This is a genomic window from Maribacter sp. X9, assembly GCF_048537565.1.
Classification (GTDB): Bacteria; Bacteroidota; Bacteroidia; order Flavobacteriales; family Flavobacteriaceae; genus Maribacter.
Genome location: NZ_CP183215.1, coordinates 1481516 through 1493278, shown reverse-complemented (window position 1 = coordinate 1493278; position 11763 = coordinate 1481516). Strand labels below are relative to the sequence as shown.

11 protein-coding genes are annotated in these 11763 nt (G+C 38.8%); 8 read left to right on the top strand and 3 right to left on the bottom strand.

Annotated features, from left to right (window positions below):
• Positions 1-28 precede the first annotated feature (28 nt).
• A complete protein-coding gene (locus ACNR9Q_RS06260) occupies positions 29-751 on the bottom strand; it encodes a copper homeostasis protein CutC (protein WP_419213754.1) in 723 nt (240 codons plus the stop codon).
• Between the two features lie 41 nt (positions 752-792).
• On the opposite strand from ACNR9Q_RS06260, the gene ACNR9Q_RS06255 reads away from it, so the two are divergent.
• The 4 genes from ACNR9Q_RS06255 to ACNR9Q_RS06240 all read left to right on the top strand — a co-directional run bounded on the left by ACNR9Q_RS06255 (position 793) and on the right by ACNR9Q_RS06240 (position 5735).
• On the top strand, positions 793-1788 hold the full coding sequence (locus ACNR9Q_RS06255; RefSeq protein ID WP_419213753.1) for an isoaspartyl peptidase/L-asparaginase family protein: 996 nt from the start codon (positions 793-795) through the stop codon (positions 1786-1788).
• 39 nt (positions 1789-1827) lie between these two features.
• The gene (locus ACNR9Q_RS06250; RefSeq protein ID WP_419213752.1) at positions 1828-2241 is read left to right on the top strand and encodes a VOC family protein; all 414 of its coding nucleotides are present in this window, start codon (positions 1828-1830) and stop codon (positions 2239-2241) included.
• 224 nt (positions 2242-2465) lie between these two features.
• The gene (gene polA, locus ACNR9Q_RS06245; RefSeq protein ID WP_419213751.1) at positions 2466-5300 is read left to right on the top strand and encodes a DNA polymerase I; all 2835 of its coding nucleotides are present in this window, start codon (positions 2466-2468) and stop codon (positions 5298-5300) included.
• A gap of 102 nt (positions 5301-5402) precedes the next feature.
• Complete coding sequence (locus tag ACNR9Q_RS06240; protein WP_419213750.1) at positions 5403-5735, top strand: T9SS type A sorting domain-containing protein; 333 nt, start codon at positions 5403-5405, stop codon at positions 5733-5735.
• Positions 5736-5789: 54 nt separating this feature from the next.
• Here ACNR9Q_RS06240 and ACNR9Q_RS06235 read toward each other — a convergent pair whose 3' ends face one another.
• Positions 5790-6296: a hypothetical protein gene (locus tag ACNR9Q_RS06235; protein WP_419213749.1), complete on the bottom strand. Its 507-nt coding sequence runs from the start codon at positions 6294-6296 to the stop codon at positions 5790-5792.
• Between the two features lie 292 nt (positions 6297-6588).
• Here ACNR9Q_RS06235 and rplM point away from each other — a divergent pair, with 292 nt between their 5' ends.
• The 4 genes from rplM to tsf all read left to right on the top strand — a co-directional run bounded on the left by rplM (position 6589) and on the right by tsf (position 9709).
• Complete coding sequence (gene rplM / locus ACNR9Q_RS06230; RefSeq protein ID WP_419213748.1) at positions 6589-7044, top strand: 50S ribosomal protein L13; 456 nt, start codon at positions 6589-6591, stop codon at positions 7042-7044.
• Between the two features lies 1 nt (position 7045).
• The gene (rpsI, locus tag ACNR9Q_RS06225; RefSeq protein WP_419213747.1) at positions 7046-7432 is read left to right on the top strand and encodes a 30S ribosomal protein S9; all 387 of its coding nucleotides are present in this window, start codon (positions 7046-7048) and stop codon (positions 7430-7432) included.
• A gap of 245 nt (positions 7433-7677) precedes the next feature.
• Complete coding sequence (rpsB, locus tag ACNR9Q_RS06220) at positions 7678-8817, top strand: 30S ribosomal protein S2 (protein ID WP_419213746.1); 1140 nt, start codon at positions 7678-7680, stop codon at positions 8815-8817.
• A 67-nt stretch (positions 8818-8884) separates the two neighbouring features.
• The gene (gene tsf, locus ACNR9Q_RS06215; RefSeq protein WP_419213745.1) at positions 8885-9709 is read left to right on the top strand and encodes a translation elongation factor Ts; all 825 of its coding nucleotides are present in this window, start codon (positions 8885-8887) and stop codon (positions 9707-9709) included.
• 120 nt (positions 9710-9829) lie between these two features.
• On the opposite strand, the gene ACNR9Q_RS06210 is transcribed toward tsf, so the two are convergent.
• Positions 9830-11698: a peptidase M61 gene (locus tag ACNR9Q_RS06210; protein ID WP_419213744.1), complete on the bottom strand. Its 1869-nt coding sequence runs from the start codon at positions 11696-11698 to the stop codon at positions 9830-9832.
• Positions 11699-11763 lie beyond the last annotated feature (65 nt).

The following is an 11763-nucleotide window of genomic DNA, read 5'->3' as shown; positions in this document are numbered from 1 at the left end:
AGCACCGGTATAGGTGCTCATTTGAATTTTATTTAACCTTGGCCACTACAGTTTCAATATTTTTCAATTGTGTAGTAGCAATATGGTCATCACTCAAAAAACCAATGGAGTTCATTGAAATGACCGGTTTTTCAAGTAAAGTCTTCACCATTTCGGTGCCCGAAAGATGCACTGCACTAAAACCCTGCTCCAAAAATGAATGTACATTACCTGCATTAACTCCCGAACCCGGCATGATTTTAATTCGGGAAGAACCTTCATTCAGCTTGGTCAACACTGCCATTCCTTCTAACGCAGTTTTTTGTTGTCCCGATGATAAAATATAATCAATCCCCAGTTCCTCTAACTTTTTCATAACATCCATCGAATCCCTCACCCAATCGAACGCTCTGTGAAATGTAAATTTCAAGTCGCCGGATGCCGACTTCAACTGTTGGGTGCGTTCCACATCCAACGAAAAGTTCTTAAAAAGAATACCTGCGACTACCCCTTCAAAACCTAGTTCTACACATAATCGAATATCCTCTAGCATTATATCAAACTCATCATCAGTATAGGTGAAATCACCGCTTCGTGGTCTGATGAGCACATGTACAGGAATAGAAATCCTTTTTTTCACTGCTTTAAGCAAGCCATATGATGGAGTTAAACCACCAACGGCCAACTCTGAACAGAGTTCTATACGATGTGCTCCAGCACGTTCAGCGACCAAGGCAGATTCCAAAGAATTAGCACAAACTTCTACTAGCATATTCTTATATTTAAGCCCGATAAAAATAAAGAACCCAACCCATGAAAAGAAGAAAGTTCATAAGAAATTCAGGCACGGTAGCGGCAGGAATCATTTCGACCCCCCTATTGGCTTCGTGCAATGAAAAAAGCAAGACACCCCTAAAAACCTCTAATACAACAGAAGCAGTGATTCCAATAGCGATCTGTACCTGGGATTTTGGGAATGCCACCGCTAAAGCATGGGAAGTTTTAAAAGCTGGCGGCAATGCCTTAGATGCAGTTCACCAAGGGGTGATGGTAGAGGAAAATGATTTGAACAATAACACGGTAGGTAACGGTGGAAGGCCTGATCGTGATGGCCATGTGACATTGGATGCCTGCATAATGGATAAAGATGGTAACTGTGGGGCCGTTTTAGCCATGGAAAATATTGCAAACCCTATTTCTGTTGCAAGAAAAGTTATGGAAGAAACGCCACATGTAATGCTCGCAGGAAAAGGTGCCGAACAATTTGCTTATGAGCAGGGTTTCGAAAAAACCGATCTATTGACGGAAAAATCCAAACAAGATTGGTTGGAATGGAAAAAGACCTCCGAATACAAACCGATCATCAACATTGAAAACCATGATACCATTGGTATGCTGGCTATCGATAAAAACGGAGATATCGCAGGGGCCTGCACTACCAGTGGCATGGCCTATAAAATGGCCGGTCGTGTCGGGGACTCCCCTATCATCGGTGCCGGGCTATTTGTGGACAATGAAATTGGCGGAGCAACTGCAACCGGTGTGGGTGAAGAGGTAGTAAGAACAGTAGGTAGTTTCTTAATCGTAGAATTAATGCGCCAAGGAAAATCACCCCAAGAAGCCTGTGAGGAAGGGGTTAAACGTATCATTGCAAAAAATAAGGATAAGCAGGATTTTCAAATTGGGTTTATCGCCATCAATAAAAAAGGGGAAACGGGTGGTTATTGCATCCATCCCGGTTTTACCTATAGGACGTATACCGAAAACGGGCATATCAATAATCCGTCGGAAAGTTATCTAGAATACTAGATTACTTTTTGCTCGTACATTCATTAAATTTCACTAAAAATGAAGCAAAGGATAGCGCATATTGCCTTAGTTGTAAAAGACTATGACGAGGCAATAGAATTCTATACTCAAAAATTAAATTTTGTACTTCTGGATGACACAATACTGAGTGATGAGAAAAGATGGGTCGTAGTTGCTCCGCCAGGTGCTAAAGAATGTTCTATATTATTGGCAAAAGCAGCAAACGAAAGTCAGTTGAACAGTATAGGAAATCAAACAGGAGGTAGAGTCTTCTTGTTTTTATTTACCGACAATTTTCAAAGGGATTATAATATGATGACAGATAAAAAAATAAATTTTGTAAGACCGCCGGCGACATATGATTATGGAACCGTTGCTGTCTTTGAAGATTTATATGGAAACCTTTGGGATTTGCTCGAACCAAACACGAATAACAAAGGATGGATTAGATAACAACTATTAAAAAGAAAATCTGACAATCCCTTATGCAAAGTTTCTCAAGTATTCTATAAATATGAATTTTCATAAAAATGATTTCCTTTTTAGGGGCAGATGCCTTACTTATAAAATAATTTGAATTATACCCTATAAAACTCCCTCAAATGGCCAATACTTATTTTTAAACTTTAGTTAAATCAAACTTTGTACTTTTAAACCCTCATATTTAATTTCCGAAAATGGCAGATCAGAAAAGACTTTTTTTATTGGATGCGTATGCATTAATATTCCGTGGTTATTACGCATTGATAAAAAACCCCCGAATCAATTCAAAAGGCATGGACACCTCGGCCATTATGGGTTTCATGAATTCGTTGTTCGATGTCATAAAACGGGAAAAGCCGGATCATTTGGCCGTTTGTTTCGATAAAGGCGGCAGTGTGGAGCGGACCGAAATGTATGAGGACTATAAGGCAAACCGCGATGAAACCCCCGATGCCATTCGGTTGGCGATTCCTTATATTCAAGACATCTTAAAAGCAATGCACATCCCCAGCGTAGTGTTAGAAGGATGGGAAGCCGATGACATTATTGGCTCCCTGTCCAAACAAGCGGAAAAGGAAGATTACAAAGTGTTTATGGTAACGCCCGATAAGGATTTCGGACAATTGGTTTCAGAAAACATCTTCATGTACAGACCCGCCAGAATGGGAAATGGTATAGAAATATGGGGAATACTCGAAGTTCAGAAACGTTTTGGCGTCGAACGGCCAGAACAGGTTATTGATTATCTGGGCATGATGGGCGATGCCAGTGACAACATTCCAGGCTTACCCGGTGTTGGTGACAAAACGGCCAAGAAATTTATCGAACAATTCGGCAGTATGGAGAATTTGCTTGCCAATACCGATAAGTTAAAGGGCAAGATGAAAGAGAAAATAGAGGAGAATAAAGAGTTAGGTATTCTCTCAAAAAAATTAGCCACGATTTGTATCGATTGTGACGTAACCTTCAACGCATCTGACTATGAACTTTCTGTACCCGATTTTGACAAGGTCCAAGAAATATTCGAGGAACTTGAATTTAGAAGGCTAAAAGACCAATTTATAAAATTATTCTCCACAGAAACGGAAGAAACCTCCACTCACGTCACGAGCACCCAAACCGCCCAAAAGCAAGCCCAAGATGCAGGAACAGGTCAGTTTTCCCTTTTTGGAGGTAATGGAGACCTCCCTGCAACCATAAAAGACTATTCAAGTCGACAAACCATTACCGATGTCCCTCACGCCTACCAAAGTGTTACACCTGGTATGGCCATGAAATTATTTCTTCAAAATCTAATGAAACAAACATCCGTATGTTTTGACACGGAAACTACTGGACTGGACCCCCTAACAGCAGAATTGGTAGGTATCGCTTTTTCTTGGGAAGCTACAAAAGGTTTTTATATTCCTTTTCCCGATGATAAAGAAGAAGCACAAAAATTGATTGAAGAGCTGCGGCCATTTTTTGAGGCAGAGGAAATTGAAAAAATAGGTCAAAACCTTAAATACGATATCAAGGTTTTGAACAAGTATCACATTAATGTAAAAGGAAAACTTTTTGATACCATGTTGGCCCATTATCTGATCAATCCAGATATGCGTCATAATATGGACGTTCTGGCGGAAACTTACCTCAATTATACGCCCGTTTCCATTACAGAATTAATAGGAAAAAAAGGGAAGAACCAAATGAACATGCGTGAGGTACCTTTGGAAAAACAAACGGAATATGCCGTGGAAGATGCGGATATTACCTTTCAATTGGCCCAGCATTTTAGGCCTGAACTCAAAGAGGCGAATACCGAAAAGTTGTTCGAAGACATTGAAATTCCCCTTTTGCGAGTCTTGGCCGATATGGAATTGGAAGGCATCAATCTTGATGAGGAATTTTTAAAATCCCTTTCTTCAGATTTGAACAATGATATTGCCGCCCTAGAAAAGAAGATTTATGATGCTGCTGGAGAAGAATTCAACATTGGATCTCCAAAACAATTAGGCGAAATCTTGTTCGATAAATTGAAATTGGTCGATAAACCAAAGAAAACGAAAACCGGCCAATACTCTACCGCAGAAGATGTGCTCTCGTATTTGGCCAAAGACCATGAAATCATCCAGAACGTTTTGGATTATAGAGGTCTTGCCAAATTAAAAAGCACCTATGTAGATGCATTACCCGAACAGGTAGAACCTTCAACAGGTCGTGTTCATACGGATTATATGCAGACCGTAGCGGCTACCGGTCGTTTGAGTAGCAATAACCCGAATCTACAGAATATTCCTATCCGCACAGAGCGTGGACGTCAAGTTCGTAAAGCCTTTATTCCCAGAGATGAAAACTACACTCTTTTAGCGGCAGATTATTCCCAAATAGAACTTCGCATCATTGCCGCATTGAGCGAAGAAACCACAATGATAGAAGCTTTTAAAAATGGTGAGGATATCCACGCATCGACCGCATCCAAAGTATTTGACGTTCCTCTTGAAGAGGTCACCCGAGAACAACGAAGTAATGCCAAAACAGTCAACTTTGGTATCATTTATGGCGTATCGGCATTTGGTCTTAGCAATCAAACCGATTTATCAAGAGCGGAGTCCAAAGAACTCATTGACACTTATTACAAAACCTATCCGAAACTTCGCAACTACATGAGCGAACAAGTTGATTTTGCCCGTGAAAACGGATATGTACAAACTGTGCTTGGCAGAAGAAGGTACCTAAAAGACATCAATGGCAGTAATGCCATAGTTCGGGGTGCAGCAGAACGTAACGCGGTGAACGCCCCCATACAAGGAAGCGCTGCGGACATTATTAAAATCGCCATGATCAACATTCACAAAAAACTGGAAGATGGTAACTACAAATCTAAAATGTTGCTTCAAGTACATGATGAATTGGTGTTCGATGTCTTCAAACCCGAGTTGGACGAATTGAAAACCCTTATAAAATCGGAGATGGAAAATGCCTATAAATTAGATGTTCCGTTGGATGTAGAAGTGGGGGTTGGCGATAATTGGTTGGTTGCACATTAATCTAATTCAAACCCCATGTTAAACCTTCTTAAAATTACAAGAAATTCATTTTATAAATCGTTAGGTACTCGTACAGATCAATAAAATATTCGATTAAATGTAATGAAGACCACACTATTTTATTTAGGTTTCCTTTTTTTTGTCCACATAGGTCTTTCACAAACTGAAAAAGCCGAAACAAGTTTAGACACCAAGAACCTTGTTAAGGTTTTTCCAAACCCCGCTGTCAATGTCATTAACGTACTGGGGCTAAAAAACGACCGAAATGCGGCCATTAGCATTACCGATGCATACGGCACGCAAGTAATTTTTCATCAATGGGAGATAAAAAACAATGCACTCAACATTCCTGTCCTAAATTTAGAGAAAGGAATTTATCTGATCACCATACAATCGGAACACCAAAAAGTACAGACCAAATTCTTAAAGCAATAAAAAACCCTCACACATAGAAATGCAAGGGTCCTATTTTTCTTCAAAACTTAGACTTTAACGCTTTACGAAAATCAATTCGCCGCTATCTGTAAAATCAGGTATTTCTAAGTCTGTCGCATCAACGGTCATGACATCACCTTCAATTGAAACATCAATCATCAAAGTATTCCCATCAGCATCAATAGTAGTTACCACTTTACCATCAAACTCATAGGTGCTGGTTTGTACATCTGATTGGGTGGGGCAAGGCACCTCAAAACTAGAACCTGTTAAATCAAATTCTACATAACTAGCAGAATTTTTTGCCTTAGCCGTCAAATCCTCCTTAAACTCCAGCGTAACAACATAACAATCTTTATCAGTTAATAGATCCAATATACCCTTGGCCAATTTGGCATTATCAGTGGCAGTGGCATTATCAATCTTAAGCTCTGTAGCGTCCCATGTTCCTACTATGGCATTCAGGGAAATTTCTTCTTGTGTTTCAGCTTCATTCTTATCAGAGCTACACGAAAACAATACTACGATAGCACCTAAAAGCGTTAAAATATTTCTGTTCATACTAGTTTAGATTTAATCAACAACTTTTTAAAACTATAAAATTGGTGCAATATTACAAAAAACATCAACCATACTCTATATTACTATATCTTTCAAGGTATGAATTTATACTATACTTAGTAGTACTATCCTGTTGATTGTTCATTTAATATAGTTTAAAAAGAGCTTGTCAATAGGGCCAAAAGAAAAATATAAAAAATTTAGAAACAAGTATTTGCAATTCAAAGTAATAATCGTAGATTTGCAGCCCATTTGACGGGATTGATTAAAATAATAGTTAAAAATAACAGTAGTGGATACATTAAGTTATAAGACCGTTTCGGCCAACAGGACAACTGTAAACAAAGAGTGGTTATTGGTAGATGCCGAAGGAGAAACATTAGGACGCTTGGCTTCCAAGGTCGCCTATTTGTTAAGAGGAAAGCATAAGCCCGATTTTACACCTCACGTTGATTGTGGCGATAATGTTGTCATCATCAATGCCGAGAAGATTGTTCTTACCGGAAATAAATGGGCCGATAAAATGTATCTAAGATACACTGGCTATCCAGGCGGACAACGTACCACCTCGGTAAAACAGATGTTAACCAAAAATCCAGAAGGTATTCTTGAAAAAGCTATAAAAGGAATGCTACCTAAAACAAGATTAGGTGCGGAACTTTTCAGAAACTTGAAAGTTTATGCCGGAAGCACTCATGGGCAGGAAGCTCAAAAACCTACTGTAGTAAATTTAAAAGAGATTAAATAAGATGGAAGTAATTCATAAAATTGGCCGTAGAAAGACCGCCGTTGCAAGAGTTTATATTTCTGATGGAAATGGTGATATCACCATAAACAACAAAGATTTAAGTGTATACTTCCCAACAGCTACGTTACAATACAAAGTAAAGCAACCGTTCACACTAACAGAAAGTTTAGACACCTACAACGTAAAAGTTAATGTTTACGGTGGCGGTATTACAGGACAAGCCGAAGCTATTCGTTTGGCAATCTCTAGAGCTATGTGTGAGATCGATGCGGAAAACAGATCCATCTTGAAACCAGAAGGATTATTGACAAGAGATCCAAGAATGGTAGAACGTAAGAAATTTGGTCAGAAAAAAGCGCGTAAAAAGTTCCAATTCTCAAAACGTTAATACGTTTTTTTTTTAAAATTTTCAGGCACCCTTTATGGGTGCCTACTTTATAACAAGAACATTACTGAAACAATTTCAGTATATTTTTTAACTAGTTCATTGAAAGTCCCGATCGGACAATTAAAAATCCTTTAATCCCTAAAAATTGAAGGTAGATTAGTTTAGCATCTAAATGATGACGGCTTTTGCGCGAGCGAATACCACTTCATCATTGCTAATTCATAAGAACGTAAACTAAATTTAAAATGGCGAGAGTCGACGTAAAACAATTATTAGAAGCAGGTGTGCATTTCGGCCACCTAACCAGAAAGTGGAATCCGAACATGGCTCCTTACATCTACATGGAGCGTAACGGTATACACGTTATCAATCTTTACAAAACAGTAGCAAAATTAGACGAGACCAATGAGGCTCTTCGTAAAATTGCGGCATCAGGAAGAAAAATCCTTTTCGTAGCTACCAAAAAACAAGCAAAGGATATCGTTGCCGAAAAAGCGGCAAATGTAAACATGCCTTACATCACTGAAAGGTGGCCAGGTGGTATGTTGACCAATTTCGTGACCATCCGTAAAGCGGTTAAGAAAATGGCATCTATCGATCGTATGAAAAAAGACGGTACATTCCTTACCCTTTCTAAAAAAGAGAGACTTCAAGTTGATCGTTTAAGAGCAAAATTGGAAAAGAACCTTGGTTCTATATCTGAGATGACACGTTTACCAGGTGCATTGTTCATCGTTGATACCATGAGAGAGCATATTGCTGTAAAAGAAGCTCAAAAATTGAATATTCCAATTTTCGCTATGGTGGATACAAATTCCGATCCAAGAGATGTAGATTATTTGATTCCATCCAATGACGATGCTTCAAAATCCATTGACATCATCATGACAGAAGTGACCAATGCGGTTGCTGAAGGCCTTTCTGAACGCAAATCAGAAAAAGGTGATGAAAAAGAAGGAAAATCTGAAGGCAAAAAGGAAAAATCAGCTAAGAAAAAAGAGGCTTTGGACAAACCAGAACCTACCCCTGCTAAAGTTGACACTAAGCCAAATCCAGTTGTTGCCAAAGTTCCTAATGTTGAAGTTGATGTAGAAGCTACCCAAAAGGCAGTTGCGAACGACAGCACTTCCGAAGCCGATGACTTGACAAAAATTGAAGGCGTTGGACCTAAAGCTGCCGAGGCCTTAGTTGCTGCAGGAATGACTTCTTATGCCGACATTGCCAAAGGTGATCCTGAAAAAATCAAGGAAATCTTGACAGAATCAAGCTCTAGAATGGCTCATTTAGATCCTACTTCTTGGCCAAAGCAAGCTAAAATGGCGGCTGATGGCAAATGGGATGAGCTTCAGGCTTGGCAAGACAATGTTAAAGGTGGCGTTGAGTAAGACCCAACCTTAAGATAAATTGAATTAAGAACCACCCTTATTAAGGGTAGATTAAAATAAATAAAAAATGGCAAATATTACAGCCGCAGACGTAAATAAATTAAGACAGACTACCGGTGCAGGTATGATGGATTGCAAAAAAGCCTTGGTGGAAGCTGATGGTGATTTCGAAAAAGCGATTGAAATTCTTAGAAAAAAAGGACAAAAAGTTGCTGCGAACAGAGCTGATAGAGATTCATCTGAAGGTGCTGCGATTGCAAAAGTAAATGAAGACCAAACTAGCGGTGTTATCATTTCCTTAAACTGTGAGACCGATTTCGTTGCGAAAAATGAGAGCTTCGTTACTTTGGCAAATGAATTAGCGGACATCGCTCTAGGTTTTAAATCTAAAGATGATTTCTTAGCTGCCGATTACAAAGGCATGACCGTTCAAGAAAAACTTACAGAGCAAACCGGCGTTATCGGGGAGAAAATCGAAATTGGAGGTTTTGAAACATTGAGCGCCCCGTTTGTAGGTTACTACATTCACGCAGGTAATAAAATCGCCGTATTAACGGGACTTTCCGCTAAAGTTGATGGCACAGAAGAAGCTGCGAAAGATGTTTCGATGCAAGTAGCCGCAATGAACCCAGTAGCTTTGAATCAAGAAGGCGTTGATCAGTCTGTAATCGACAAGGAGATTGAGATTGCAAAAGATCAATTACGTCAAGAAGGAAAACCAGAAGCAATGTTAGACAATATCGCTAAAGGTAAATTGAACCGTTTCTTTAAGGATAACACCCTGGTAAACCAAGATTTCATAAAGGATAGCAAGCAAAGTGTTGCACAATATGTAAAATCTATTGATTCTAAATTGGAAGTTACCGGTTTTAAAAGGGTTGCTTTAGGATAGTTAAAATTAAACTAACTCAATAAAAAACCGTCAACTTTAAAAGTTGACGGTTTTTTTATTCAAACAAAAATCCTTTTTTGAAGCAAGCGATTACCTTACTGTTCAAAAGCAAATCACTTTTTACCCTTTTAACCAGGCCTCCCTTAAACTTACTTTTTTCTGTTCAACATTTTTCAACGGAACAATCTTTTTCACCATTTTAGTCGGTAATCCGACAGGACCTTCAACAGTAATAATTTCACCGTTACGCTCAACTTCTATCTGAATTTTGGTTTCCGCCGTCCATCCAAAACTCTCCCCAATGATAGGTCGTAAAGTTTCTACAGTAATCTCATTGTCGTTAATTTTCTTTATGACGTCTCCTCCTTTCAATTTTAAATCTGTAAAAAATGAATTTAAATTTATTCCTTCACGAATGAAAATCGCACTATCTTTTTCTACGGCCACATCGATATACGGAATTTGACCATCCAAAAAATAACCTGTCTGTTCTTCCACTTCTACCGCTCCTAAGCCGACTTTTTCTAAAAAATATTCATAATCTATAGGCGTATCGCCCTCGACATATTCCTTAAAAAAAGCATCCACTTCAGGATAGGTCATCACAACTATTTCCTTGAATAAATCATCATCATCGAAAGGTTTATGGTTGCCATATTTTTTTGAAAGTTCTTTCATTAACCACAACATCCCCTCTTTTCCGTCACTTTTTTCACGCAACAGAATATCCAAGCACATATTTATTAAAGCACCCTTTTCATATACATTGGCATAATTTGCTTCATAGGGTTCTTCTAGAATATTTTTGCTCATCACGGTGAAAGACATCTTATCATCGTAAAACATAGAATTGCTTATCTTGGTCAGCATTCTATCATAAAAAGCATCCTCAGAAATCAAACCTTGTTGAATTTGGAAGAGGTTGGCGAAATATTCGGTCGTACCCTCATACATCCATAAATGTACCGACATTTTTGGATCATTGAAATCAAAGTACTGTATTTCTTTTGAATGAACAGAAAGTGGTGTAACAATGTGGAAGAACTCATGTGAAACCACATCGACCATAGCTTGCTCCAACCGCTCCAAAGGCATTGCCTCGGGCAAAACCACAACAGTTGAGGTATGGTGCTCCAAGGCACCGAAACCTTGCGCATCAGGTTTGTTGAGATCTGACAAATATAATAGTATGTTATAGGTACTTGAACTGTTAACGTCACCGAGAAATGCTTTCTGCGCGCCCATCATCGTCTTCATTCGATCCTTCAAATCTGATGCTTTATAGGCTCCATTGGGAGAAAAAAGACTTAGTGTTACGGTGATTCCATTTATTTCAAAAGTCTCACTGTTAGGCTTTGCGTACATGATAGGATTGTCAATAACTTCAAAATACCTACTGGCAGGAAACCTATCCATTTCTTCAGAACTGGCAGAAACATTCCTATCTAAAGAAGTTGTAGAAACCAGTGCTTTTGGTTTTCTTATAGCTAACTGATATGGACGTTCTTTAAATCCATCAAAATAACCCACAAATCCGTGAAGATTGAGCATGAAGTTAGTTCCAATTTCAATGTTGGTTCCGGCAGGAGAAAAAACGGCATCAGCAACTTCCTTCTCTGTATCATAGGTATCGTTCACCCAATACTTTACCTTATCCAGTTCTGTTCCATTCGAAATACTCCAAGAATTTTCGTCAAGCTTTGTGGTGGGCAACTTTTTACCTTTGTAATCAAGCGCTTCGAAATCATGAATGTATTTACCGTAGTTATCAGAACTATAGGTGCCCGGTACGGTTTTAGGTATTCTAAAAACAACCCTCTGACCAGCAAAGGAACCAGGATCCACTTCAACTTGCACTCGGTCATCGACCACATTGACCAAATCGATTGTAGTTAAAATAGGTGCACTATCAACGGACAAAAGTGATTTTCCTGCGCCACAAGCATTTAACATCAGGGCGACAATAACTAAAAAAATGGATTTTTTCATGACAAATAAAGAATCTGATTTTTATTTTAAGATAAAGTCGCCAAAGATAGAGAATATGTTATGAT

What these genes read in the sequence shown, in the direction of transcription:
- ACNR9Q_RS06260 (WP_419213754.1), bottom strand. Translation starts at nt 751, where the DNA reads ATGCTAGTAGAAGTTTGTGCTAATTCTTTGGAATCTGCCTTGGTCGCT.
- ACNR9Q_RS06255 (WP_419213753.1), top strand. Translation starts at nt 793, where the DNA reads ATGAAAAGAAGAAAGTTCATAAGAAATTCAGGCACGGTAGCGGCAGGA.
- ACNR9Q_RS06250 (WP_419213752.1), top strand. Translation starts at nt 1,828, where the DNA reads ATGAAGCAAAGGATAGCGCATATTGCCTTAGTTGTAAAAGACTATGAC.
- polA (WP_419213751.1), top strand. Translation starts at nt 2,466, where the DNA reads ATGGCAGATCAGAAAAGACTTTTTTTATTGGATGCGTATGCATTAATA.
- ACNR9Q_RS06240 (WP_419213750.1), top strand. Translation starts at nt 5,403, where the DNA reads ATGAAGACCACACTATTTTATTTAGGTTTCCTTTTTTTTGTCCACATA.
- ACNR9Q_RS06235 (WP_419213749.1), bottom strand. Translation starts at nt 6,296, where the DNA reads ATGAACAGAAATATTTTAACGCTTTTAGGTGCTATCGTAGTATTGTTT.
- rpsI (WP_419213747.1), top strand. Translation starts at nt 7,046, where the DNA reads ATGGAAGTAATTCATAAAATTGGCCGTAGAAAGACCGCCGTTGCAAGA.
- rpsB (WP_419213746.1), top strand. Translation starts at nt 7,678, where the DNA reads ATGGCGAGAGTCGACGTAAAACAATTATTAGAAGCAGGTGTGCATTTC.
- tsf (WP_419213745.1), top strand. Translation starts at nt 8,885, where the DNA reads ATGGCAAATATTACAGCCGCAGACGTAAATAAATTAAGACAGACTACC.
- ACNR9Q_RS06210 (WP_419213744.1), bottom strand. Translation starts at nt 11,698, where the DNA reads ATGAAAAAATCCATTTTTTTAGTTATTGTCGCCCTGATGTTAAATGCT.